Source organism: Paraburkholderia sp. A1BS-2L (assembly GCF_051125205.1).
In the GTDB taxonomy this organism is placed as follows: domain Bacteria; phylum Pseudomonadota; class Gammaproteobacteria; order Burkholderiales; family Burkholderiaceae; genus Paraburkholderia.
Genome location: NZ_CP120428.1, coordinates 1 through 24,190, shown reverse-complemented (window position 1 = coordinate 24,190; position 24,190 = coordinate 1). Strand labels below are relative to the sequence as shown.

Below are 24,190 nucleotides of genomic sequence, written 5' to 3'. Positions count from 1 at the left end.
GCATTTCCGGTCAATTGTCTTCGCCGTAGCGGCGATCTACACCCGTCGGCCCCGTAACGCCGCGCGATATTTCCGCCTGCCCACCCAACGCGCCCACCTCGCTGCAGAACTCCAGCACGAGCGTTCAAGCTCATAAGGCTTCGGGTCAGCCCTTACGCCGATACGTCTTCCCCGGCAGTCCCGCTCCGAGCACGCAAGCTCCATGCCCTTCATCGCCAACCGTCCATTCCTCGCCTAGACATAACCGCCCTCCTCACGTGTACGTTTAGGCAGGATGGTGTATCGTGCATCACCAAAATATCATTGAAAAAACCGGGGGCAGTTGTGACTTTCGATTTGGCGCTACCTGCAGGTTGTCCCAAAGCAGACGCAAGCGAATTTGAAGGGACCGCATATCGAGTAGTGCGGGCGGATCCGCCCACACGTGAGGACTTACTCACATATCTCGAATTGAATCTCCTACCAACCGCTGACGCCTGTAAACGCGGCTCTGTTTCGCTGTTTTCGACGCTCGACCAAGCACAACATCGCCTTGAGGTTTCCCCCCATCTCGGCAACTTCGTCGCTTCTGTTTCTCTGACGACTGCGCATGGTAGGGTTGGCAAGCCAAGCAGTTCTGGCCACATTGACTGGTGGCCCTATGCGGGGATGCGTAACCCCGCTGACTTGAAGGTAGTCGGATGATGAATATTGACCTAAAACCCGACAACCGAATTCCTGACGGATTCTTTGACTTTCCTTTGCCCATCGAGCGGGTACTGTACGAAGCCGAACAGCCCATCATCTATCTGACTAAGACAAAGCAAGGTCAGGAGATGTTGGCCTACCTCGCCGATGAGACAAATGGCCTTCAATTCGTTGTCGTTGCCCCTGCCACACCAAGCTCAATACGCAGATTGGAAAGCGGTAGCATCGGCATCCGTGAAGCGCTCACTGACACGTGGATGTGGATGGTCAGAGTTGACTTCGCGCAAAGCGTTTCCGAAGCTTGGAGCGTTACGGAAGCCGCCATCCCTGCCCTGCACCTCCCGAAGCCCGGCACGCCTCTGCTGCCAGAACATCGTATCGCCTTCAGTGCACGAGCTGTAGGCAATGGCATCACTCTAGGCAGCGTCCCATGCAGCGTGATCGCATTCGTAGCGAATGCCGCTAAGTCATCGTTAAAAGCCATTCTCGATCATGCCTTGGCCGCGAATGGGGAAGGTCGTCCTACTGATGCGCAACGCGCGCTGTACGACTTGCCAGTGCGACAACTGAAATTCGCTAGCTTTGAGGTCGGTCTTGCCGCACCTATGCAAGACCTTTTCCCGAATGACGCGGTTTTGCAAGCAGTGAACGATCTTCAGACCGGACTGGAATGGGCAGAAGACACTCAGAGCAGTGATGCCTTAGAGGCTGGAGACGATACAAAGACTGAAGCGATCCTGCGCGCCACGCTGGCTCTGACACCGCCAGGCCACGGCGCTATTACTTCAGTAGAAGTGGGTGGCTATTGGCTAAAAGGTCGTCGCTATACGCTTACTCGAAAGTCGCGAACGAAAGTCGCAAATCGATTGCGTCAGCTCAAAGAAGAAGAAATCGTTCTGCTGTCTGGCCGAATTGGCGAGATTGACGACGACAAATTAAGTTTTATTCTCCGTGACGTAGAGGGAGAGAATGGGGAGCGCCGTGGCAGCTTCCCTGAAGAACTGCTTGACGACATGCGTACACACTATTTCGAAGAGAACCATATCCAGATCTCCGGTGTGATACGGGCGGGCAAGCTCCGAGTGACAGCAGTTGTACAAAGCAACGAGGACCAGCGCGCGTGACGAGCCTTTACGAATCACTAAAGCATGTAAAGTCTGAAGAGGACGTTAAAGATACCTACATCAGGGCACTCGGGCTCAAATCGTTCACCAAAGGCCTCATCGACATACAGACAAAAGAGGTCTGGTTTGAGGCCAAAGATACGGGGAAACACAGCACATATGCACAGTTCACGCAGCTCTTGCACTACGTGCAAGTAGCCTTGAACAACGGCGAACATATCCCGCCATTCCTTGCGGTCATCGATACAGAGAAAGCCGCAATCATGAAGTCTTCTGACGTCATTCCCTTTCTGGCCAAGAAGACCGTGAAATGGGGGAAAAGTGCATCGAAATACACGCAGGAAGCACTCGAAGAAATCAGTGCTCATATTGGAACCCACTTCGTCTCATTTCGCTTAGCTACGAACGAGACGGAATTCATTCAGACGCTCAAGACCGCTATCAAATCCGGTGAAATCATTCGGACTCAGATAACGCCGTCCAATCTGCGCCAAGTTTTTGACAAATGGGTCGATCTCATTGGGCGTGAAGTCGAGGGCGTTATGCCCGAAGACTACACGTTGTTGTTCTATGCCGACGTTATGCACGACGGTGTCGTTTCCAGCTACAAGAATCTACCGGCTAGCCTCGCTCAAGTAGACGGACAGCCTGCCTTCATTCTAAACGGCAAGCTCTACAAGCTCGGGAACAAAGAAGGGTACCGCCGGTTTTGGGCCATCTACCATCGTCCGCCAAAATCAGAGTATCGCGACTATCTCCTCGAACGCCGGGACAGCCTCATCCCCTTGGATGAACGGATGTTCAAGGGGGCCTATTACACCGCATTATCCACGGTCGATAAAGCATATGAAACCTTATCCGAGCTTCTTGGCCCAACTTGGCAGAAGGATTACGTGCTCTGGGATATGTGTTGCGGCGTAGGCAACCTCGAAGTCAAACACACAAATCATCGCAATGTCTTCATGAGCACGCTGGATGCTGCAGATTTGGCGATGATGGCATCAACAAAGACCTGTGCTGCTGCTACCAAGTTCCAATACGACTACCTCAACGACGACATCGCGCCCGATGGGGCGATAGATTACAGTCTGACAGGAAAGATGCCGCAAGCCCTGCGCGACGCCATTGCAAAAGGCAAGAAATTGCTCGTATTAATCAATCCTCCCTACGCTGAAGCCGCCAACGCAGATGCTAATAGAGGAGATGGCGAAGCCGACGCGAAGGCAAACGTCGCCTCTACCATGATGGGGAAAAGCATGAGCGGGTATGGCTACGCGGCCCGAGAGCTTTTCATTCAGTTCCTCGTCAGAATCGCCAGAGAAATCCCCACCGCCACAATTGCATGCTTTTCCAAGCTCAAGCACATCAACGCCCCTAATTTTGAGCCGTTCCGTGCGCGCTGGAACGCAAACTATCTTGGCGGCTTCATCATCCATAGCAAAGCGTTCGAAGGGCTCAAAGGCGATTTCCCAATCGGTTTCCTTGTATGGAAGCATGAACCCGCAACCAAACCTGTGAGCCCCTTCACTGAGATAGTTACTGAAGTCGTTGACCGGAAGGCTGTTCCTATCGGAACAAAAACTTTCTACGTGCACACTGGCAAGCTCTTGGGAGACTGGATTACACGGGTGAAACCCAACGACGAAGATGCCATCCCTCTGAAGAACGCTCTGACGCCCACGACCAGCACGAAAGATGTGCGCGGAACCAAGTGGGCCGATGATGCCATTGGCGGATTCATGTGCAAGGGGTCGGACTTACAGAATGCTGGCAGCAATACTGCCGTTTTCTCTTCCGGCTATTGCAGCGCAGGCGGCATGTTGATCACAAGACAGAATGTTGATCAAGTCGCAGTCGCATTCACCGCACGCAGGATCATCAAACATACGTGGGTGAATGACAGGGACCAATTGCTGGCTCCGCAAGAGCCACTTGCAGCAGATTTTGTCGGAGATTGCTTGGTCTGGATGCTATTCAACAATAGCAACCTGTCAGCTAGTGCCAAAGATCTAGCTTGGAACGGGAAAAGCTGGACACTCGTCAATCACTTCGTCCCCTTTACAGAGGGTGACGTCGATGCACCTGGGCCTTTTGAGTCAGACTTCATGTCTCAGCACCTCGCCTCTAAAACGCTTTCCGACGAGGCAGAAGCAGTGCTGGAAGAGGGAAAGAAGCTTTGGAAAGCATATTTTCAGCAAACTGACGCCCATAGCGTTCGCAAGAAGTGGTGCCTCGATCGCCCGGACGTTGGTTGGTATCAAGTAAGAAATACGCTGAAAGATCGCAATGCGAGTGGAGATTATTCGCCGATCGATTTCGCGCCGCTGCAGTCAGCCTACGAAAGGCTGACCGAAGTGATTCGCCCTAGTATCTACACGTACGGATTCCTCCCAACCGACGAGTAGCCCACTACGAAGCTTTCTAGTGAACGAAGAGGCAACACGACACGACTACGTCGTGTACATCACAAGGGCGGGATTGATTGCGTCGTCTCGCCCTTACTCGATCGCGTATGATCGTCCGCGTCCCAGTAACCCGCAATCGCGAGACGTTAATGACAAATAGTAGTGCAAAATATATCGCCGACGAGGTCGCCAAGATACAACACGCATACCAAGCGATTTTCCCTGTCATTACACCTGCTCTGGCAGACTATTGGGGGCTGCACCGCCAGCGACCATGGTCCTATGTGACCTCGAACTTCCACGCGTCTTCGTACGAGCAACTGTACGCACTCGATCAAGCGGTCAGAGAAATCGACAACCAGACGCTCGATATCGCCAGCAAAGGTCAAGCTCTACGTGCGGCCTCTCAAATGCACGGTGTGGGATACAGCATCGGACTCTGCCCGTGGACTGATCATCTGCTAGCTGAAACCTACTCCGAACAGCAGGATTGCGCCACGATCCTCTTGGGTCATGATTGGTATCCGATCGTCGTTCATGACCCACGCCCGTCTGGCTCTCCGCTGGGATCGCACGATGCACTGCGCTATGTCGAAAGATATTGGCCCGCCGCCCCACAGGCGGTATTTGATGGCGAAACAGTGGGTTTCTTCTTCAATCTCTATCCAGACTACCGCCCGCCGGGTGACCCGAAATGCGGCAATCTCAAGAAGTACGGCTACAGCTACGCACAATGTTTGATTGGTTTAGACGCAATGATCGCCGCGATGGCCAGCCGCTTTAGACACATTCAGCTTATTTCTTGGGGAGCAAACGTCTGGGACGTACTGCAAACGCGTGTGCACGAACTGAGCAACGTGATGGGACTGTCGGATTTCATACAGACCGCACCTGGCAAGATTCTAAGTATCGATCTTGGCGGCCGGACTCTTTCCTACTTGCCTATTTTTCATCCGGCATTTTGGGGTAACTTCGGCCGACCGTTTCATCTGCGCCATGTCAAAGCGGGTTTTGCAAACCTTGGCTTAGGAATGCCCGGTCCACGTGATGCCCAATCTCTGCAAGTGTACCGTGCTCGGCAGATCTAGCAAGCAACAATGACGCGAGAATTTCCCCCTTCCGGACCGATTCTCGCTGGTCAGTGAGAGCGACGAGCACACCAACTGCACGTCGCAGTTTTCCCCCTCCCCTCCCTCCCCTATTCTGCTGCGGCGTTCGACGCACGCCCCCCAAATCAGCCATCGATCGCTACGTTATAAAACATAAAAATAGCTAACAGAAAGCCATGTCACACATGGATTTGCCATTTTTATGATTTATACACATAGGATTCCATATGAATTTACATCAGTATCACCTCGTCGACGCCTACGCCAGAAAGATGATCGATCTCAGGGAACACGAGTCAGAAATCAAGCGAGCATTTCGGTACGTTCCGTTCATCCACCATGGTTTCAAGATCCATACCGACTATTTCGAGTTCATCACCCCAGATCCCCTTACATCGACAGATGCAAGGCTTATGGGTAAATCAATCGCCGCGTCCGCGACGACCTTAGCTTCCATGGCCGTAAAAGTATATGAAGCTGCGCCCGAAAGCAAAAGACGAACATCAACCCAGCTTTTCAAGAAAATTCAAGCATAACGTAATAAATTAGGTTTCGCGGATACATTCTTTTTGTGAGGTTTTCACGAGGCCTTTTCCCCTCTCAGCCATGCGAGGGCCATCACATCAATGAGGTATCCATGTCCCGATCGTCCACCCCGAAACACTCCCCAGCGCCTCGCTCCAATCCGACCAGCGTAAATCTTGCGGCACTCGACACTGCCTCGGTGATCGAGAACATCAAGCAAACAGCACTCCCCAAGGAAGTTACGTTCGGCCTGTATTTCAGCTACCAGCGCTAACCCTCGCTTTCCCGCCTTTTCCGGCCGTATAGGCCTCTTCCCAGCATACGCCGTCCCCTGATGCCCCATCGCGGTCATCAGGGCGTTTGCACGCCTTTTTCCTGTACTTCTCCAGATGACCAACACACCCTCGAACAACACCTATCTGCTTCTCCGTTCCGGCGAAGCCCGCAAGGTCGGACAACGCGCTACGGGCGTGATCCGCTATGACATTCTCTCGAACAACGAGCACACCAAGGTTTTCATGCGCATCACCGGGAACGATGGCGGTGGTTACTTCTCGCGAGAAGCTATCGACTTCGACACGACGTTCGAATGCGTTGCATCGTATCGTGATGACCGCCCTCTCCCCTCGAAGATGTTTGCTTCTGCATTCATCGGCAAATCCAGCAACAACGCCGGATTTCTTGCCGCCATATTGCGGGCAGAACACCTTCTCGACGCTGCACCCGGAAGCGACTTTCAGCATGTTGTTTCCGGTGACTGGACCACCTGGAAAGCTGACGCGTTGAAGCTTGAGGGCACCCCAATGGCCGAACCTGCTTCTACGGCTTCTCCTACAGCAGAAAACTCCCATAAAACACAAGCGAAGGGAAGCAAGAACAAAAAGAGCGATGCCGGGGGTACCGCGCAATGACAATACAAAGTCAGGCCAGGTCCAGCGACGCTCTGCAACTCGACGTGAAGCGCCTGCTCGTTCCAGTGGTATCCGCTTCAGACGTCTATTCTCCCGCCTTCCGTGGAGCACTCAACGTCCCGGAGCAAGAAGACCAACGCATCAACATCTCCGTCGATGAAGTTCTCGTCAACTTCTGCACCGAGTACGAGATTCAACCCGAGAACGTCATTTCGTGCATTTCTATGATCCGGCTCGGGTGGTGCATGCTGCACGTCGGCGCTCCCGTGTTCATGATGGGTTACTCGACGGCGCGCGGCAGTTTCATCGCCAGCGTCGACGCCGACATTCCCGATGGATGGCGAGACCTTTCTGAATCGAAAGCGATTCTGTTGCTGCTCCTGCTTGCGTCTGAGGAACGAACCTTGCCGACGCATGCAGACGCTTGGGGCGTGATCCGGTTTCGCGATCCGACGCTTTTCGGGTTCGAGTCGCCTGACCGCACGAGCCTTACCCGCTATCGCACGTATCTGGCTGGAAATCGTAACGACCTGGACGAGTACGACGGCAAGCTCGCCCGCTCGTTCTGCGCCGTCCGCGATTTCATGCGCCTTTAACACCCCCACTCCCTCCACTTTTACCCCACAACCGGATCCCTTGATTGAAAGGAGGACGCCCCATGTCCATCTCCAATGGACTCACCATAGCCGAACGTGCCGTCATCGCCTCCCTGGACGCAAACCAGCGCGAATTCTTCGAAGAGCGAGCAGCCATCATTGAGGAAGGCGACCGCGTTCCGCGTATCGACGCTGAACGGCGAGCCCTATTGTTGACGTGCCAGTGGTTCGGCCTGCCGTCGCCGAGTTGAGCACGTCCACTCCCTCCACTCTGGCTCAGTGGGGGGAGTGGGGGCGCAAAAGCTACGTTCAGAACCGGAAATGGACCGGCCTCCAGCCACCGGCCTGCTCAGAAAGCCCCACGACAAATCACGATGCTCCTCCATTCGCGCGGAAAGTGTAACAAAACGTAACAGTTTTCCCCGCTCCAGACCACCGGACTTGAGAGTCGGCCGACAGTCCGACCGGGGAGATCGACTGGATCTCCTTCCCAAAACCTTCACGCGCCTTTTAATGAATTAGCAATCCAAAATACTTTAAGCAGAAATTCATAGTCTTGACGGTATTTCTATGGTCATTAGAATCCGTCCTGTCGATGCGTTGCGGGGTGACGAGAAGGCCGAGAATGACGGCCGGACTCTGCCTCACATGCATACGAGTTTTGTCATCGAATTTTTTAATCGCTATATCACCCGTCTGCCCGCGTCTGCTGGATATCCAGTAGTCACGCGCAGGCTCGGTCGCGCCTGAATTTTGTCGCGTCCATGTACCGCATAGCTTTGATACTGAAGTTCTCGATATACACCCTTTCAATTAAATAGGACTACTATGAATACACGATTTCCTTTCACACGCCGGGCAATTTCAGCGCTAACTCATACGGGCAGCGGAAAGGCCACCGAATACTCTGACGCTACGGTGGTCGGACTGAAGCTTGAGGTGTCTCGGGCGGGTCGAAAGGTCTGGTACTTCCGTTACACGTTCAACAAAATCAAATCGGCTATTCGCATCGGCGAGTTCCCGGCGATCGATCTGGAAGAAGCACGCAGCACGGCCTACAAGCATCGAGCTGAAGTCGATCGGGGCTTCAATCCAGCAGCGGAGCGACGCGCCAAGCGAGAGGAAATGACCTTCTCGGAGTTCGCCCTGAACGAGTACCTCCCGCATGTGACGACTTATAAGTCGTCGGTGAAGGACGATATATCCAAGCTGGAACTGCACATCCTGCCTGTGTTCGGCTCCTACAAGCTCTCTTCGGTCAAACGCCAAGATATCGCCATGTATCACGGCAAGATCAGGGACTCGCACACCGCTGCAACCGCGAATCGTCATCTCGCGCTCATCAAGCGAATGCTCGGACTTGCCATCGAATGGGAGTACCTCGAAAACAACGCAGCACACGGTATCAAGCTGTTTAAAGAGGAAAACTGCCGAGAGACGTTCCTTTCCGCTGCGGAAGCATCCCGTTTGTTCGCCGCGATGCATGGCGACAGGAATCAGATCGCCTGTGCGGCCCTCAAGATCATGCTACTGACGGGCGTCAGGCGGCAGGAGGCACTGTCGGCTCTGTGGTCCGACGTCAATTTCGATGCAAAGACATGGCTACTTCCGAAGACCAAGGCCAAGAAACCCCGGCACGTGCTGCTCAGTGATGCGGCGTTGCAGTGTCTCCAGGAACAGCGCGCACGGGCAGCAGGTTCGCGATTCGTGTTTCCCGGCCGCGATCCAAACAAGCCGCTATGCGATCCCAAAAAGACGCTCAAGCGCTTACTGGCAGCTGCGGGTATCGACAAGCCGTTCCGAATCCACGATACCCGGCACTCGTTTGCGTCGTTGCTTGTGATGTCTGGAACTCCGCTTTTTACTGTCCAACGGCTGCTTGGCCATGCCTCTGCGTCTACGACTGAACGTTACGCGCACCTCGCGTCTGACCATCTTCGCACAAGCGTCGAAACGATCGGCCAGTTGATCGTCTGAGCGGTTGCTTACCCCTGCCCCGCATGGGGCTTTTTTTCTACTTCCTATTGGAAACCATCATGCAGTCACCAGAAACCGACCTACAAGTTACTCTATCGACCTTTAAGAATCACTACAAAAATGCGGGTTTCGACACCGGCGCATGCACGCTCGACGGGTTCTTCGCAATGTTCGACGATGGGCACGCGATCCGAACAGCAAAAAATGGTCCGGCGTTTAACTTCAATCACTACGCGGATGGTCAATCGCGCGAAAACGAGAACATCAAAGAGGTCGGCGGCATCACGCTCGATATCGATCGAATCGCGCTAGCGAAGGTTCCCGCGCTTCTAGATCGACTCAAGCAGTACAAGTCTGTTTGCTACACTACCCACCAGCATCAAGCCGACAAGCCACGTCTTCGAATCGCACTACCGCTTGCAGCTCCGATCGAGCCAAAGCTGTACGAAGACTATGCTCGTCGCGTGGCGCAGCACCTCGACGTACAGTGTGACGAATGCTCGTACAAGATCGGGCAGATCTACTATCTGCCTGCGCATCCCAAATCGACAGCAGACGAGGGACACTTTGTGCAAAGCGCTCGTGACGGCGCATTCGTCAACCCCGACTCCTTGCCTCCTGTCATCGGCAAGAAACGTAAAGGGTTTGGCAACTCCGGGGCTGACCAAGAGAAGGACAGCAATCAACTCGCGTTGGCCGATACCATCATCGAGAACGATTTTAACGGTCACATCATGGTCGTTGCTGGGGAGGTCTTCGAATATACGGAAGGTCACTGGAAGCTAGTCCGTGACGACGTCTTCGCTCGACGTCTATCTGAGCTACCTTCCGTCGAAGCGGTCTACCAGACAGCAGCACAGGTCGATAGCTTACTGAGAGCGATCAAGCTGCGCTGTACGATGCCCGTGTTTCCTGATGCCACCCCCATGACGATCAACGTTCAGAATGGTGTGCTCGATCTGAATACCGGCAAGCTCGGCCCCCATCGTCCCGAGCACTACCACCGCAATCAGCTAAAGACGAGCTTCGACGCATCGAGTCAATGTCCGCGCTGGCTCCAGTTCCTGGAAGAGGTGTTTAGTATCGATCCTGATCGGCAGCAGAAAATTGATTTCCTTCAGGAATGGTTCGGCTATCTCCTCGTTCCGTCAACGGCCCACCAGAAAATGCTATGGCTGCTTGGCCCTGGAGCCAACGGTAAAAGCGCTCTACTAGCGGTCATGCAGGACATGCTCGGGGAAGAGAACAGCTCGTCGATGATGTTGAGCGAAATGAGTGGCGAGTTCTACCGATACGAGCTGTACGGCAAGCTCGCGAACTTCGCGGGCGAGCATCCCGCCGGGGCGCGGCTGAACGACGGGTTCATCAAATCGGTAGTAGCAGGCGACAGCATCACGGCAAACCGTAAGGGACGAAGCCCCATCCAGTTCCGCCCAGCGGTCCGTATCATCGCCGCAATGAACGAGCTGCCGGCACTGAGGGATATTTCGCACGGCTTTTTTCGCCGTCTGATCGTGCTAACGCTGAATCGGACGTTCACGAAGGAGGAACAAAATCACAACCTCTCGGCTGAGTTACAGAACGAGCGAGCTGGTGTGCTGGCATGGGCGGCTCAAGGATTGCTTCGTCTACAGCACCAGAAGGCATTCACAATGGTGCCTTCCAGCGACACGCTTTGCCAGCAGTACCAGTACACGTCTGATCCGATCGCGATGTATGTGCGGGATCGGATTATCGTCCGCCCGAACAGCAGAACTCTGAAAAAGGTGGTCTATGACGACTATCGCGATTACTGCATCGAAAACGGCTATCAACCTGCGGATAACGCGACGTTCGGTAAGGCGATGAAGGCCAAGGGCATCGATTCTCGGGATAGCAGCGGAAAGGCGTACTATTGCGCCGGCATTCGTGGCTCAGAGCCGCCGCAAACACCCAAGAAGATGTCGTTGGCCGACGTCATCGGAGAGAATGAGGAAAGTGAAGTCGTCGCGTAACGTCAAACGTGCTAATCGGGGCGTCCGGGCGCAGGCCGGGGAAGAGTACCTCCAACAAGTACAAGAGGTCGCATCGGTCTCGAAGGACTTCGCCTGTATTTCCTTCATCAAAGGCGTTCGAGATACTCGCCCCGTCCGGTCTTTCGCCGGTCGGAGGCACCCAATTTCGGCCTTCGAGCCTGCAATGAGTACCTCATACCAACTCGGGAAACGGCTGAATATCCCCCGGGGAAACCGTGTCGCCGTTTCCATCAGGTCATCCAGTTACTTAAGAGCGGCAACCTGAAAACGCCTATACCTCCTTGCCTTACCCGTCAACAAAAATTTAACCTTGGTTCTCTTAATCCGTAGGTCGAGTGTTCGAGTCACTCACGCCCCACCAGCGAATTCATGTAAAAAGCCCGGTCTCTGACCGGGCTTTTTGCTTTTCCGCGCCTGCCTCGGCACGGAGCACACGGCTAACAACGGCTTCAAACCACCGCCAACCGCGCTTGCCTTGTGCGCACAGCGAGGCGTGCCGCCACCTTCGATTGCGGCAGCCAGCGACCCAGCACCTCGAAACCGTCGAGCTGACGCAAAAGCGTATCCACGGTCGCAAGCTGAGCGTGAGTCAAATGATTTTGCTGGAGCAAGGCATGCAGCCGATTGCGCCAGTATTCGATGCCCATGACCGGCTCTTCGAAGTCGCCCGCGAGCGAGAGCGGCATCACGCGTGCAATGTGCGCGATTTCTTGTTCGACAAATGTCATGGTGCACCCCGTATGGACGACTGCGTTTCTAATCGTATGACGGTACTGTAGGACGGCCACGGGGCGGCGCCAGCCTACTCGAACGGATAGGTGTAAATCCAATGCAAAATACACGTGCATGGCACAGACCATGCTTAGCGCATGCGCCGCGACAACCGTTGTGCAAGCGTTTTAGGACTGCTCCGATGGGGGTTTTCTGACATACGTCAGATGATGGTGCCATCGAAAACACTCTTGGGCAGTTGTCATGCACGGGCATCCCACCGACAAACTCGTCGCCGGCGCAATCGTCGGCGCAATCATCACCGCGCTTCTCGTTGTGCTGCTGGTCTGGGCCGATTTCCCCTCTGATCGCCACTACGGCGCACTCGTCCGGCTAGCCGTGCCGGCCATGATTTCGGCCTGTCTATTGTTCCCGCGCCCGCTGCTGCACCGCACAGTGCTGCGCGAGCGGCGCGACGCCGGCATGCTCGACGAAGACCTGAATCTGCTGCTCGTCGGCCGCGCGCTCGGTCTGATCGGCGGCCTGATCTTCGGCATCTCGCTCGCGTCGGAAATCCTCTGACGCATCGCGCGGGCGCGCCCGGCTTAGAGAAACGGCTTGCCGTCCACCTGCTCGTAGACGGCGTTGCCGTCGTCGTCTTCGAACTGCTCGAGGTAATTGCGGGCGCCGCACAGCGGGCAACGGAACAGAGGGCCTTGGCCCTCGTTCTTGATCACCACCTCGTTTTGCTCCCACGGGGTGCCGCACGACTGATTGCGGCAGACGAATGTACTCGACATGCAAACTCTCCTTGCTGTTACGGGTGCAAAGCCTACAGCATGCGCGCCGCCCGCGCCGCTTTTTTCCGCGCAGCTCACCCGCGTTGCGCCCCTGTTGTTCCTCTACTGTTCCTTTTCTGAACAGCGTCGCACCGTGCTGCTCCGCCACGGCACAGCTGACGCATGCGTCCTCACATCGCGGAGCAGCGCACGACGCCCTTTTTGCACCCCGACAATCCCTCAAACGCCCGCCACACGGTGATTGCGTGCTCATTGGCATGGTTCTGGCGTTAATGCGCTCCGGTTGCGCGGCGGTCAGCATCATCAGGACCCGCGCCCGTCCATATCGATAGAGACAAGCGAGGAGCACACAGATGAATCACGCGGACATGCAGTTTCTGAGCACCGAATTCCCCTACAAGAAACAGTACGGCAACTTCATCGGCGGCGAATGGGTGGCGCCGCTCGGCGGCGAATATTTCGACGATATCTCGCCCATCACCGGCCATCCGTTCACCTCGATTCCGCGCTCGCGCGAAGCCGATGTCGAGCTCGCGCTCGACGCCGCGCACAAGGCCAAGACTGCGTGGGGCAAGACCTCGTCGACTGAGCGCGCCAACGTGCTCAATCGCATCGCCGATCGCCTCGAACAAAACCTGCAAAAGCTCGCGATAGCCGAAACCATCGATAACGGCAAACCGCTGCGCGAGACGCTCGCCGCCGACATTCCGCTCGCCATCGACCATTTCCGCTACTTCGCGAGCTGCGTGCGCGCGCAGGAAGGCGGCATTTCGGAGATCGATCACGACACCGTCGCCTATCACTTTCACGAGCCGCTCGGCGTGGTGGGCCAGATCATCCCGTGGAACTTCCCGATCCTGATGGCCGCCTGGAAGCTCGCGCCCGCGCTCGCCGCCGGCAATTGCGTGGTGCTCAAACCCGCCGAGCAGACGCCCGCATCGCTACTCGTGCTCGTCGAACTGATTCAGGATCTGCTGCCGCCGGGCGTGCTCAACGTGGTGAACGGCTTCGGTCTCGAAGCGGGCAAGCCGCTCGCATCGAGCCGCCGCATCGCCAAGATCGCTTTCACCGGCGAGACCACCACGGGGCGCCTGATCATGCAGTACGCGAGCCAGAACCTCATTCCCGTGACGCTGGAACTGGGCGGCAAGAGCCCGAACATCTTCTTCGCCGACGTGCTCGACCACGACGACAGCTACTTCGACAAGGCGCTCGAGGGCTTCGCGATGTTCGCGCTCAACCAGGGCGAGGTGTGCACCTGCCCGTCGCGCGTGCTGATCGACGAGAAGATCTATGACCGCTTCATGGAGCGCGCGCTCAAGCGCGTGGCCGCGATCCAGCAAGGCCACCCGCTCGACCCGAAGACGATGATCGGCGCCCAGGCCTCCCAGGAGCAACTGGAGAAGATCCTCTCGTACGTGGACCTCGGCAAGCAGGAAGGCGCTCAATGCCTGATCGGCGGCGAGCGCAACAAACTCGCGGGCGAGCTCGGCGACGGCTACTACGTGAAGCCCACGGTTTTCCGCGGCCACAACAAGATGCGCATCTTCCAGGAAGAGATCTTCGGCCCGGTCGTTTCCGTGACGACCTTCAAGACCGAAGAGGAAGCGCTGGAAATCGCCAACGACACGCTTTATGGCCTCGGCGCCGGGGTGTGGACGCGTGATGGCACGCGCGCGTATCGCTTCGGCCGCGAGATTCAGGCGGGGCGCGTGTGGACCAACTGCTATCACGCATATCCGGCGCACGCGGCGTTCGGCGGTTACAAGCAGTCGGGCATCGGCCGCGAAAACCACAAGATGATGCTCGACCACTATCAGCAAACGAAGAACCTGCTCGTCAGCTATAGCGATAAGCCGCTGGGCTTCTTCTGATTCCGATCCGATCGCGATCGTGATCGCCGGGTAGCCAGGCCGACCGGGATGAGCCGTCTTCCCGGCCGCTCTGGCGCCGATTGACGGAGGACCGCCATATGGTTGCACGCGTTACCGCCACGCCGGCTGCGCTCGCATTGATCGGGCAGCTCGAACGCGAGCACGGCGCTCTGCTGTTTCATCAATCGGGCGGCTGCTGTGACGGCAGCGCGCCGATGTGTTTTCCTGCCGGCGAGTTCATGGTCGGAAGCGCCGACGTGCAGCTCGGCGAGATCGGCGGGATGCCGTTTTATATGACCGAAGCGCAGTTCGAGTACTGGCAGCATACGCAGCTCGTCATCGACGCAGTGCCCGGCAACGGCGGCATGTTCTCGCTCGAGCGGCCGACGGGGCTGCGCTTTCTCACGCGTTCGCGGCTTTACGACGACGACGAGCGCGCTTGGCTCGATACCCACCCGGTGAGACGGGTCGCCCTGTGAGCCTCCGGGAGCTTTAGCGGCGCATGCATCTGAGGTGCCTGATCCGGGAAAGAACGTCTCTCCAAACGCGGTGCTATCTTGGAGCGGATGAACCTGCGCGGCCCGTGCGGCCGCCGAACCTGGAGACTCCATCATGCAACACCGCGAAGTCAAGCTCGTCACCCTGGATCAGCTCGATCTGCTTGCCGTCAGCCACGTGGGCCCGTACATGAAGATTGGAGACGCGTTCTATACGCTCGCGCAATGGCTCAGCGAGCGCAAGGTGCGCACCTCCGGCGCGCGCATGGTCGGCATCTACTACGACGATCCCAATCAGGTCGAGGCATCGAAGCTGCGCTCGAAAGCGGCCATTCATCTGGAGCAGCCGACGGATGTCGACATCATTGCGCCCGTCGAGAAAATCCATCTGCGTGGCGGCGAGCACGCAATGCTGCTGCACAAGGGGCCGTATGAGGGTCTCGGCGACGCGTGGATGTGGTTTTACAACGACTGGCTGCCGAAGTCCGGGCGCAAGGCCGATTTTTCGACGCCATCGTTCGAAGTCTATTTGAATACGCCGGATGAAGCGGCACCCGATGATTTGCGCACGGAGTTGTATATCCGGCTGATTTGATCGGCGTGGTTCGATGCCGCCGGTCCAGGCTGTTCCGGCGGCTGAAGCCACTTCCGGTGCGGGGGTTCTAAGGTTTTTTTAATTTATGTATACGTAAACGTAGTAATAGTTAACAAGCCCCTGGGTTTCCTGTGGATAACCGGGAAAAACCGTTGAGTAAACAAGGTTGTGGGGAATTCATAACCCTGCGGGCGTTTCAAGGACAACGCTGGACTGCTGCTGGCAACTTTTCCCCGTTTTTCAGCGCTGTAGAGTTATCCCCGATTCGTGCACAGTGATTTCCAGGGCTTTTCCTTGGGTTATCCGCAGAGGTCTGTGGATAGTTGCTCCGCAGGGGAGGAGCCGTTCCCCAGGCGTTGAGCGCTTGTTCAAAAACTGTCCGAAATCAATTCGAGAGCGCCGCTACGCCGCGAAAATAGCGAGCTACGCATCTTCACGTCTCGTTGTGTCCGGCCTGCGTCGTCAGGCGGTCCGCAGCGGCGCTTCCTACCATGGCAACCTCCGACACCGGGGCTCCCGGCGCGCTTCTCCCCGGCGACACGTTCGCAACTGCCGAGACCGCCTGGCACCGCGGCAAATCTGAAGCCGCGCGCGCGATGTGCAAGCGGCTTGTTGACGCGAATCCTCAAGATGCCGATGCGCTGCACCTTGCCGGCCTGCTCGAGTTGGATCGTGACCGTTCGGCAGCACGTGCACTGATTGGCCGCGCGCTCGCGGTGCGCGAGAGTCCGGTTTTTCTCGTCAGCCTGGCCCTGACTTGTCATTCCGCAGCCGAGCGAGGCATTGCGATTCATGCACTGAACCGCGCGATCGAGTTGCAGCCGGATTTCCCCATCGCGTTAAATAATCTTGGCCACCTTTACGGCGAGCAGGGAGAGACCGATCAAGCATCTCGGCTGTTCGAACGCGCGATCGCACTGGCGCCCGATCATGCGGGCATCCGCTTCAATTACGGGACCATGCTATTGAACTCGGGTGAGCCGGCGCGCGCCGAGGCCGTGCTGCGGCGCACGGTGGATATCGCGCCGGCCCACGCGAATGCATGGAACAACCTTACCAAAGCCCTGCTGGCGATGAATCGCAACACCGAAGCGCGCGCTGTTCTCGAACGTGCCCGCGCGCTCGCGCCGGATTCGGTTGAAGTGCTCACGAATCTGGGCTGCGTCTTGTGGGGCGCGGGCCACCTCGACGAGGCGAAGTCGACACTCGAACGCGCGCTCGAGCTTGATCCGCTGCGGGTGTCGGCATGGAACAATCTCGGCAACGTCTTCATGAGCCGCGGCCACATCGACGAAGCGCGGGCGGCGTTTTCCCGCGCCATCGAACTGAAGCCCGATTTCGCCGACGCACACCTCAATCTCGGCAACGCCATGAGCAAGAGCGGATGCATCGAGGCCTCCATCGCGTGCTATCGCCGGGCGATGGAATGCGACCCGGCCAATCTCGGCGCGAATAGCAACTTGCTATTCGCGCTGATGTTCGCTGCCGACGATGCTCACGCGGTTCGCGCGGAGGCCGAGGAGTTCTCCGCGCGGCACGAGGCGGCGCTGCTTGCCGCAAGTGCGACCGCACACTATGCGAGTGCGCCGGAGCCCGAACGACGGTTGCGCATCGGCTATGTCTCGCCCGATTTTCGCAACCACTGCCAGTCGCTTTTTACGATGCCGCTATTGCGTCATCACGATCACGCAGCGTTCGAGATCGTCTGCTATGCGTTGAGCGCGCAGCGCGACGACGTAACCGCGCGTCTCATGAAGCTCGCCGACGTGTGGCGCGACGTGCGCGATTTCGACGACGCGCGCCTTGCACAGCAGATTCGCGACGATCGCATCGACGTACTCGTCGACCTCACGATGCATATGGGCGGCGCCCGGCGCCTCTTGTTCGCGCGGCGGCCCGCGCCCGTTCAGGTCGCGTGGCTTGCCTACCCGGGGACGACCGGCAGCCCGTCGATCGGATGGCGCCTCACCGATCCGTGGCTCGACCCGGTGGACATGCCGCACGTCGACGACCAGTACACCGAGCGATCACTGCGCTTGCCCGACGCGTTCTGGTGTTACGACGCACTTTCCCCGGGGCTGGAACCGGGTGCGTTGCCGGCACTTTCAACGCCTTCGGCTGGGCACATCACGTTTGGATGCCTGAACAACCCCTGCAAGCTCACTGATGCGACGCTGGCGCTCTGGTCTGGTGTGTTCGCTGCGCTGCCCCAGGCGCGCCTCATACTGATGGCGCCGCCCGGCAGTGCGCGCGAACGGCTTGCGACGTGCCTCGCGGCACATGGCATCGGTGCCGCGCGCGTGCGCTTCGTCGGCTTTCAGTTGCGCGAGGACTATTTGCGCACGTATCACCAGATCGATATCGCGCTCGACACATTTCCGGCCAACGGCCATACCACGAGTCTGGATGCTTTCTGGATGGGGGTGCCGGTGCCTACGCGCTATGGACGCTCGGCGGTGAGCCGTGCGGGGCTCTGCCTGCTCGCCAATCTGGGTCTGCCGGAGCTTGCCGCGCAGAACGACGCCGACTACGTCGCTATTGTGATCGCACTTGCATGCGACCTGCCGCGGCTCGCTGCGCTGCGCGCGGGGTTGCGCGAGCGCATGCAACGTTCGCGGCTCATGGACGGAACGCGTTTCGCGCGGAATATGGAGGCGGCGTATCGGAGGATGTGGGAAGCGTGGTGTGTGGATGCCAGCTTCAAACGTCTGCCGAACGGGGATTAAAAAAGAAACAGACCCATAGGCTTTTCAACTTATGAGTCTGTTTTCCGCTGCTTATGCGTCGATCAACAAAGCAGCCGATCAAACATCAATATTCCCCGCACGCAACGCATTGCTTTCAATAAACGCGCGACGCGGCTCCACATCATCGCCCATCAGCGTCGTAAAGATGCCGTCGGCAGCAATCGCATCTTCAATCTGCACGCGCAGCAAACGCCGCACCGCCGGGTCCATCGTCGTTTCCCAAAGCTGCCCGGGGTTCATCTCGCCGAGCCCCTTGTAACGCTGCTTCGAGACATTGCGCTCGGCATCTGCGATCAGCCACTTCATTGCGCTCTTGAAGTCGGTCACCGCCATGCTCCGCTCGCCGCGCTTGATGAACGCGTTCTTGCCGATCAAGCCCTTGAACGTATTGGCCGTGTTCACGAGCTGCTGATAATCGGCGGTGAGCTGGAATTCCTCGTCGATGACCGAGACCTTCACGTTGCCATGATGACGACGCTCCACGCGCAGCGAACGTTGCTCGCGCACCGGGTCGTACATCGGCACCACGGTGACTTCGGGCTTCAGCGGGTCGTCGCGCAGTTGCGCTTCGAGCGCGCGCGCCGATGCCTCGGTCGATGCCTCGCTCGACAGGTCGATCGCCACGCCGTCCATGATCGCTTCGAGCGCACGCACGTCATATAGGCGGCTCAGGCGGTCCACCACGCCACGCGCGAGCTGGTACGAGCGCGCGAGTTCTCCCAGTGCGTCGCCCGAGATCGGCGTCGCGGCTTCGCTCGGCACGAGTTCGGAGCCTTGCAGCGCGAGACGCAGCATGTGCGCGTTGAGATCGGCGTCGTCCTTGAGGTAACGTTCGTCCTTGCCCGCCTTGAGCTTGTAGAGCGGCGGCTGCGCGATGTACACGTAGCCGCGCTCGATCATGTCGGGCATCTGGCGATAGAAGAACGTGAGCAGCAGCGTGCGGATGTGCGCGCCGTCCACGTCCGCGTCGGTCATGATGATGATGCGGTGATAGCGCAGCTTTTCCAGGTTGTAGTCGTCCTTGCCGATCCCGCAGCCGAGCGCGGTGATCAGCGTAACGATCTGCTCGCTGGAGAGCAGCTTGTCGTAGCGCGCCTTCTCCACGTTGAGCACCTTGCCGCGCAGCGGCAGGATTGCCTGGAATTTGCGGTCGCGGCCCTGCTTGGCCGAACCGCCTGCCGAGTCGCCCTCGACGATATAGACTTCCGACTTCGCGGGATCCTTTTCCTGGCAGTCCGCGAGCTTGCCCGGCAGGCCCACGCCGTCGAGCACGCCCTTGCGGCGCGTCATTTCACGCGCCTTGCGCGCGGCGTCGCGCGCACGCGCGGCGTCGACGATCTTGCCGCAAATGGTCTTGGCGTCGTTCGGCGTTTCCAGCAGGAACTCTTCCAGCGCCTTCGCCACGACTTCCTCGACCGGCGCGCGCACTTCGGACGACACCAGCTTGTCCTTCGTCTGCGAACTGAACTTCGGCTCAGGCACCTTCACGGAAAGCACGCACGAGAGGCCTTCGCGCATGTCGTCGCCCGAGGTCTCGACCTTGGCCTTCTTGGCGATTTCGTTATCGGCGATGTACTTGTTGATCACGCGCGTCATGGCCGCGCGCAAGCCGGTCAAGTGCGTGCCGCCGTCGCGCTGCGGGATGTTGTTCGTGAAGCACAGCACGCTTTCGTTGTAGCTGTCGTTCCACTGCATCGCGACTTCCACGCCCACGCCGTCCTTCTCGCTTTGGATGTAGAAGATGTTCGGGTGCAGGACCTGCTTCGCCTTGTTGATGTACTCGACAAAGCCCTTCACGCCGCCCGCGAACGCGAAATCGTCTTCCTTGCCGGTGCGCTGGTCGGTCAGGCGGATGCGCACGCCGTTGTTCAGGAACGAAAGCTCGCGAATGCGCTTGGCGAGAATGTCGTAGTGATATTCGACGCTGCCGAAGATGGTTTCGTCGGCCATGAAGTGCACTTCGGTGCCGCGATTTTCGGTGTCGCCCAGCAACTGCATGGGCGAGACCGTCACGCCGTCGCGCTCTTCGAGCACGCGGTTCTGCGGCACGCCACGGTGGAATTCCATGAAGTGCTTCTTGCCGTCGCGGCGCACCGTGAGGCGCAGAAAGCTCGAGAGTGCGTTCACGCACGACACGCCCACGCCGTGCAGGCCGCCCGAAACCTTGTAGCTGTTCTGGTCGAACTTGCCGCCCGCGTGCAGCTCGGTCATCACGATTTCGGCGGCGCTGCGCTTCGGCTCGTGCTTGTCGTCCATCTTCACGCCCGTGGGGATGCCGCGGCCGTTGTCGGTAACCGAGATGGAGTTGTCCGCGTGGATCACCACGTGAATGTCGTTGCAGTAGCCGGCGAGTGCTTCGTCGATGGAGTTGTCGAGCACTTCGAAGACGAGGTGATGCAGACCGGTGCCGTCCGACGTGTCGCCGATGTACATCCCGGGCCGCTTGCGCACCGCCTCCAGTCCTTCGAGGATCTGGATCGACGAGGCGCCGTAGCTGTTGTCGGGTTGCGAGTTGTTCGTATCAGTCATGGATTTTTTCCGGTTCTGCGTACTGCCTGTGTTACTGCTCGAGACTTTTTCGAAAAGCCATAAAAACGCCAAAGGGGCGCAGCGCCCCCTGGTGTTCTTCTTCTGTCGCGTTTTTTAGATGCGCATCGGCATCACGACGTATTTGAATTCCTCGTTCTCGGGAATCGTGATGAGCGCGCTGGAGCTGGCGTCGCCAAGGCTCACTTCCAGCGTGTCGACCTTCAGGTTCGCGAGGACGTCGAGCAGATACGTGACGTTGAACCCGATGTCGATGGTGTCGCCCTGGTAGGCGATTTCCAGCTCTTCCTGCGCCTCTTCCTGGTCGGCGTTAGTCGACATGATCTTGAGCTGGCCCGGCTCGATGATGCAGCGCACGCCCTTGAACTTGTCGGACGTGAGAATCGCCGCGCGTTGCAGCGAGCGTTGCAGCTCTTCGCGGCCGATCTGGAAGGTGTTCTTGTGCGCCTTCGGAATCACGCGCTGGAAGTCGGGGAACTTGCCTTCCACGAGCTTCGAAACCAGTTCAACCTGGCCGAACGTGAACTTCACCTGCGTGGAGCCGATGTCGATCTTCAGCGAATCGTCGATGTCTTCAAGCAGGCGCTGGAGTTCGAGAATGGTCTTGCGCGGGATGATGACTTCCTGGCGCGCGAACGAGCCTTCGATCTTCATCGACGAGAAAGCGAGGCGGTGGCCATCGGTGGCGACAGCCATCAACTGGTCGCCATCGACGACGAGCAGCATGCCGTTCAGGTAGTAACGGATGTCCTGCTGCGCCATCGCGAAGTAAACCATGCCGAGCAACTGGCGGAAGGTCTTCTGCGGCACCGAGAGGTTCGCGCCGAAGTCCTTGGCCTGCGCCACCGTGGGGAACTCGTCCGCGGCGAGCGTTTGCAGGGCGAAGCGGCTCTTGCCCGACTGCACCGTGAGGCGCTTGTCGGCGAGCGTGAGCGTGACCTGGCCGTCGGGCATCGCGCGCAGAATGTCGAGCAGCTTGCGCGCGGCGACGGTGGTGGCCACCTGGTCGTTGCCGACGCCGAAGTCGGCGGTCGTGGTGATCTGCAACTCGAGGTCGGTCGACAAGAACGAGACGTCGGAACCGGTTTTGGTGATCAGCAGATTGGCGAGGATCGGCAACGTATGGCGGCGTTCGACAATGCCGCTCACCGTTTGCAGCGGCCTCAGCAGGTTATCGCGTTCGGTCTTGACCAGTTGCATAGAGTTCCTTCGTTGATGTGACGGTCTGCGCACCCCGTCCAGGGCTGGCATTCGGCGCTCGCTTGGTGTTCAGCCGGCGCCACAAGCCCTGGAGCCGCCCTGCAGCGCAGGCCGCGGCGTGAAAGCCGCGCGACGGCCTGGCCGCCGCGCGGATAAACCCATATTGTGCCTGAAAACGGACCGCTCCCCTAAATTGGGGGCGATCCGCAAAATAAACAGGTGGCGCGGCCGAGCTCGGCCGCGCCGGTGTTGCTGCGCCTGACGAGCCCAATCAGCCCTTGAGGGTCTGCTCGAGCACGTGCAGCTCGTGGTTGAGCTGGGCGTCTTTGGTGCGCTCGTCGGCGATCTTGCGCACGGCGTGCAGCACCGTCGTGTGATCGCGCCCGCCAAACAGCTCGCCGATTTCCGGCAGGCTTTTCTGCGTGAGCTCCTTGGCCAGGTACATGGCGATCTGGCGCGGCCGCGCGATGTTCGCGGGACGCTTCTTCGAGTACATGTCCGCGACCTTGATGCTGTAGAAGTCGGCCACCGTCTTCTGGATGTTTTCCACCGAGATCTGGCGGTTCTGCACCGTCAGCAGGTCCTTGAGCGCTTCCTTGGTCAGCTCGATGGAGATTTCGCGGCCGTGGAACTTGGAGTACGCGAGGATCTTGCGCAGCGCGCCTTCGAGCTCGCGCACGTTCGAGCGCAGATGCTTGGCGACGAAGAACGCCACATCCTCGTTCAGGCTCACGCCTTCCGACTGCGCCTTGCGCATCAGAATCGCTACGCGCATTTCCAGCTCGGGCGGCTCGATCGCCACGGTCAGGCCCGAGTCGAAGCGCGAGATCAAACGGTCGTCGATACCCGAGATTTCCTTCGGATAGGTGTCGCTCGTGATGATCACCTGCGCCTTGTTGGCGACCAGCGCCTCGAATGCGTAGAAGAACTCTTCCTGCGTGCGCGACTTGCCCGAGAAGAACTGGATATCGTCGATCAGCAGCAGGTCGAGCGAATGGTAGTAGCGCTTGAAGTCGTCGAACGCCTTGCGCTGGTACGCCTTCACCACGTCGGAGACGTACTGCTCCGCGTGGATGTAGCGGATGCGCGCGCCCGGCTTGTCGATCAGGAGCTGATTGCCGATCGCGTGGATCAGGTGAGTCTTGCCGAGGCCCACGCCGCCGTAGAGGAACAGCGGGTTGTACGAGATGCCCGGGTTGTCGGCCACCTGGATGGCCGCCGCGCGCGCAAGCTGGTTCGCCTTGCCGGTCACGAAGTTGTCGAACGTGAGCACCGGGTTGAGCTTGGAACGCTCGTAAGTGGGGTCGGGCTCGCCACTCGCTGCGGCTGCGGCTGCGGCGCTTTGGCCGGGCCGCCAGCCACGCCGGCCTGCCGCGGCTTCGTTGGCGTCGAGGCTGGGCAGATCGAGATCGGCAGCGTCTTCAGCGGCTTGTGCGGCAGCGCGCGACATACTCGCGAGGCTCGCCAAAGTCGCCGCGCCCGGGCTTGCCTGGGACATGACGGCTTGAGCGGCGGCATGACCGGAAACATGGCCGGCAACATGAGCGGCTTCGGCCTGCAGGGCGGCCGCCAGCGGCGCGCGCGGCGCCGGCGCGCTTGCCGCCTGCGGAGCACGCATGCCTGCCTTCGGGTCGAGGACGAACTGCACGTCGACGGGCGCTTGCCAGAAATCGCGGGCCAGATCGGTGATGCGGCCCGAAAACTGGCTCTTGACCCAGTCGAGCTTGAAGCGGTTGGGAGCGGCGATCTGCAGCGTGTTTGCCGCAGCATCGAAGGCAACCGGGGCCAACGGTTTAATCCACGTCACGTACTGCTGGGGCGTCAGCTCGCGCTCCAGCAGTGCGGAACAGTGTTGCCAGAATTCGTTCAT

At 58.4% G+C, this 24,190-nt stretch carries 19 protein-coding genes; 14 read left to right on the top strand and 5 right to left on the bottom strand.

Going from position 1 to position 24,190, the window contains the following annotated elements; all coding sequences use genetic code 11:
* The first annotated feature begins 680 nt into the window (after nt 1–680).
* The 9 genes from P5W98_RS00095 (at nt 681) to P5W98_RS00055 (ending at nt 11,328) form a co-directional block, all read left to right on the top strand.
* A complete protein-coding gene (locus P5W98_RS00095; protein ID WP_186030129.1) occupies nt 681–1,811 on the top strand; it encodes a hypothetical protein in 1,131 nt (376 codons plus the stop codon).
* Complete coding sequence (locus P5W98_RS00090; protein WP_434718108.1) at nt 1,808–4,216, top strand: hypothetical protein; 2,409 nt, start codon at nt 1,808–1,810, stop codon at nt 4,214–4,216. Before P5W98_RS00095 ends, P5W98_RS00090 begins: the two co-directional genes overlap by 4 nt.
* 107 nt (nt 4,217–4,323) lie before the next feature.
* Complete coding sequence (locus P5W98_RS00085) at nt 4,324–5,304, top strand: hypothetical protein (protein WP_434718107.1); 981 nt, start codon at nt 4,324–4,326, stop codon at nt 5,302–5,304.
* 248 nt (nt 5,305–5,552) lie between these two features.
* On the top strand, nt 5,553–5,861 hold the full coding sequence (locus P5W98_RS00080) for a hypothetical protein (protein ID WP_176314882.1): 309 nt from the start codon (nt 5,553–5,555) through the stop codon (nt 5,859–5,861).
* Between the two features lie 378 nt (nt 5,862–6,239).
* A complete protein-coding gene (locus P5W98_RS00075) occupies nt 6,240–6,761 on the top strand; it encodes a hypothetical protein (protein ID WP_434718106.1) in 522 nt (173 codons plus the stop codon).
* A gap of 44 nt (nt 6,762–6,805) precedes the next feature.
* A complete protein-coding gene (locus P5W98_RS00070) occupies nt 6,806–7,357 on the top strand; it encodes a hypothetical protein (protein WP_434718105.1) in 552 nt (183 codons plus the stop codon).
* Between the two features lie 62 nt (nt 7,358–7,419).
* Nucleotides 7,420–7,608: a hypothetical protein gene (locus P5W98_RS00065; protein ID WP_176314878.1), complete on the top strand. Its 189-nt coding sequence runs from the start codon at nt 7,420–7,422 to the stop codon at nt 7,606–7,608.
* 577 nt (nt 7,609–8,185) lie between these two features.
* Nucleotides 8,186–9,334, top strand: coding sequence for a tyrosine-type recombinase/integrase (locus P5W98_RS00060; protein WP_434718104.1), 1,149 nt, complete (start codon nt 8,186–8,188; stop codon nt 9,332–9,334).
* A gap of 59 nt (nt 9,335–9,393) precedes the next feature.
* Nucleotides 9,394–11,328 carry a DNA primase family protein gene (locus P5W98_RS00055; RefSeq protein ID WP_434718103.1) on the top strand — a complete coding sequence of 645 codons (1,935 nt, stop codon included), beginning with the start codon at nt 9,394–9,396 and terminating at the stop codon, nt 11,326–11,328.
* Between the two features lie 470 nt (nt 11,329–11,798).
* Here P5W98_RS00055 and P5W98_RS00050 read toward each other — a convergent pair whose 3' ends face one another.
* Nucleotides 11,799–12,077: a hypothetical protein gene (locus tag P5W98_RS00050; RefSeq protein WP_421022652.1), complete on the bottom strand. Its 279-nt coding sequence runs from the start codon at nt 12,075–12,077 to the stop codon at nt 11,799–11,801.
* A 247-nt stretch (nt 12,078–12,324) separates the two neighbouring features.
* Between P5W98_RS00050 and P5W98_RS00045 the strand changes: the two genes are divergently transcribed.
* Nucleotides 12,325–12,642, top strand: a complete 318-nt coding sequence (locus P5W98_RS00045; protein ID WP_421022651.1) for a hypothetical protein — start codon at nt 12,325–12,327, stop codon at nt 12,640–12,642.
* 23 nt (nt 12,643–12,665) lie between these two features.
* On the opposite strand, the gene P5W98_RS00040 is transcribed toward P5W98_RS00045, so the two are convergent.
* Entirely contained in the window at nt 12,666–12,860 is a 195-nt protein-coding gene (locus P5W98_RS00040) for a hypothetical protein (protein WP_421022650.1), read from the bottom strand.
* A gap of 353 nt (nt 12,861–13,213) precedes the next feature.
* Here P5W98_RS00040 and adh point away from each other — a divergent pair, with 353 nt between their 5' ends.
* From adh to P5W98_RS00020, 4 genes are all read left to right on the top strand, one after another.
* Nucleotides 13,214–14,734 (top strand): aldehyde dehydrogenase, encoded by a 1,521-nt coding sequence (adh, locus tag P5W98_RS00035; RefSeq protein ID WP_421022649.1) that lies wholly within the window; start codon nt 13,214–13,216, stop codon nt 14,732–14,734.
* Nucleotides 14,735–14,832: 98 nt separating this feature from the next.
* Nucleotides 14,833–15,213 carry a DUF779 domain-containing protein gene (locus P5W98_RS00030; RefSeq protein WP_421044692.1) on the top strand — a complete coding sequence of 127 codons (381 nt, stop codon included), beginning with the start codon at nt 14,833–14,835 and terminating at the stop codon, nt 15,211–15,213.
* A 133-nt stretch (nt 15,214–15,346) separates the two neighbouring features.
* A complete protein-coding gene (locus tag P5W98_RS00025) occupies nt 15,347–15,826 on the top strand; it encodes an AraC family transcriptional regulator (RefSeq protein WP_421022647.1) in 480 nt (159 codons plus the stop codon).
* A gap of 491 nt (nt 15,827–16,317) precedes the next feature.
* Entirely contained in the window at nt 16,318–18,552 is a 2,235-nt protein-coding gene (locus P5W98_RS00020; protein ID WP_434718102.1) for a tetratricopeptide repeat protein, read from the top strand.
* A gap of 78 nt (nt 18,553–18,630) precedes the next feature.
* On the opposite strand, the gene gyrB is transcribed toward P5W98_RS00020, so the two are convergent.
* From gyrB to dnaA, 3 genes are all read right to left on the bottom strand, one after another.
* The gene (gene gyrB / locus P5W98_RS00015) at nt 18,631–21,102 is read right to left on the bottom strand and encodes a DNA topoisomerase (ATP-hydrolyzing) subunit B (RefSeq protein ID WP_434718101.1); all 2,472 of its coding nucleotides are present in this window, start codon (nt 21,100–21,102) and stop codon (nt 18,631–18,633) included.
* Nucleotides 21,103–21,216: 114 nt separating this feature from the next.
* Entirely contained in the window at nt 21,217–22,320 is a 1,104-nt protein-coding gene (gene dnaN, locus P5W98_RS00010) for a DNA polymerase III subunit beta (protein ID WP_035523302.1), read from the bottom strand.
* 271 nt (nt 22,321–22,591) lie between these two features.
* On the bottom strand, nt 22,592–24,190 hold the full coding sequence (dnaA, locus tag P5W98_RS00005) for a chromosomal replication initiator protein DnaA (RefSeq protein WP_434718100.1): 1,599 nt from the start codon (nt 24,188–24,190) through the stop codon (nt 22,592–22,594).

Bases quoted from the DNA above. Each gene is read 5' to 3' on its own strand.
- P5W98_RS00095 (WP_186030129.1), top strand. From the start codon at position 681: ATGATGAATATTGACCTAAAACCCGACAACCGAATTCCTGACGGATTC.
- P5W98_RS00085 (WP_434718107.1), top strand. From the start codon at position 4,324: ATGATCGTCCGCGTCCCAGTAACCCGCAATCGCGAGACGTTAATGACA.
- P5W98_RS00080 (WP_176314882.1), top strand. From the start codon at position 5,553: ATGAATTTACATCAGTATCACCTCGTCGACGCCTACGCCAGAAAGATG.
- P5W98_RS00075 (WP_434718106.1), top strand. From the start codon at position 6,240: ATGACCAACACACCCTCGAACAACACCTATCTGCTTCTCCGTTCCGGC.
- P5W98_RS00065 (WP_176314878.1), top strand. From the start codon at position 7,420: ATGTCCATCTCCAATGGACTCACCATAGCCGAACGTGCCGTCATCGCC.
- P5W98_RS00060 (WP_434718104.1), top strand. From the start codon at position 8,186: ATGAATACACGATTTCCTTTCACACGCCGGGCAATTTCAGCGCTAACT.
- P5W98_RS00055 (WP_434718103.1), top strand. From the start codon at position 9,394: ATGCAGTCACCAGAAACCGACCTACAAGTTACTCTATCGACCTTTAAG.
- P5W98_RS00050 (WP_421022652.1), bottom strand. From the start codon at position 12,077: ATGACATTTGTCGAACAAGAAATCGCGCACATTGCACGCGTGATGCCG.
- P5W98_RS00045 (WP_421022651.1), top strand. From the start codon at position 12,325: ATGCACGGGCATCCCACCGACAAACTCGTCGCCGGCGCAATCGTCGGC.
- P5W98_RS00040 (WP_421022650.1), bottom strand. From the start codon at position 12,860: ATGTCGAGTACATTCGTCTGCCGCAATCAGTCGTGCGGCACCCCGTGG.
- adh (WP_421022649.1), top strand. From the start codon at position 13,214: ATGAATCACGCGGACATGCAGTTTCTGAGCACCGAATTCCCCTACAAG.
- P5W98_RS00030 (WP_421044692.1), top strand. From the start codon at position 14,833: ATGGTTGCACGCGTTACCGCCACGCCGGCTGCGCTCGCATTGATCGGG.
- P5W98_RS00025 (WP_421022647.1), top strand. From the start codon at position 15,347: ATGCAACACCGCGAAGTCAAGCTCGTCACCCTGGATCAGCTCGATCTG.
- P5W98_RS00020 (WP_434718102.1), top strand. From the start codon at position 16,318: ATGGCAACCTCCGACACCGGGGCTCCCGGCGCGCTTCTCCCCGGCGAC.
- gyrB (WP_434718101.1), bottom strand. From the start codon at position 21,102: ATGACTGATACGAACAACTCGCAACCCGACAACAGCTACGGCGCCTCG.
- dnaN (WP_035523302.1), bottom strand. From the start codon at position 22,320: ATGCAACTGGTCAAGACCGAACGCGATAACCTGCTGAGGCCGCTGCAA.
- dnaA (WP_434718100.1), bottom strand. From the start codon at position 24,190: ATGAACGAATTCTGGCAACACTGTTCCGCACTGCTGGAGCGCGAGCTG.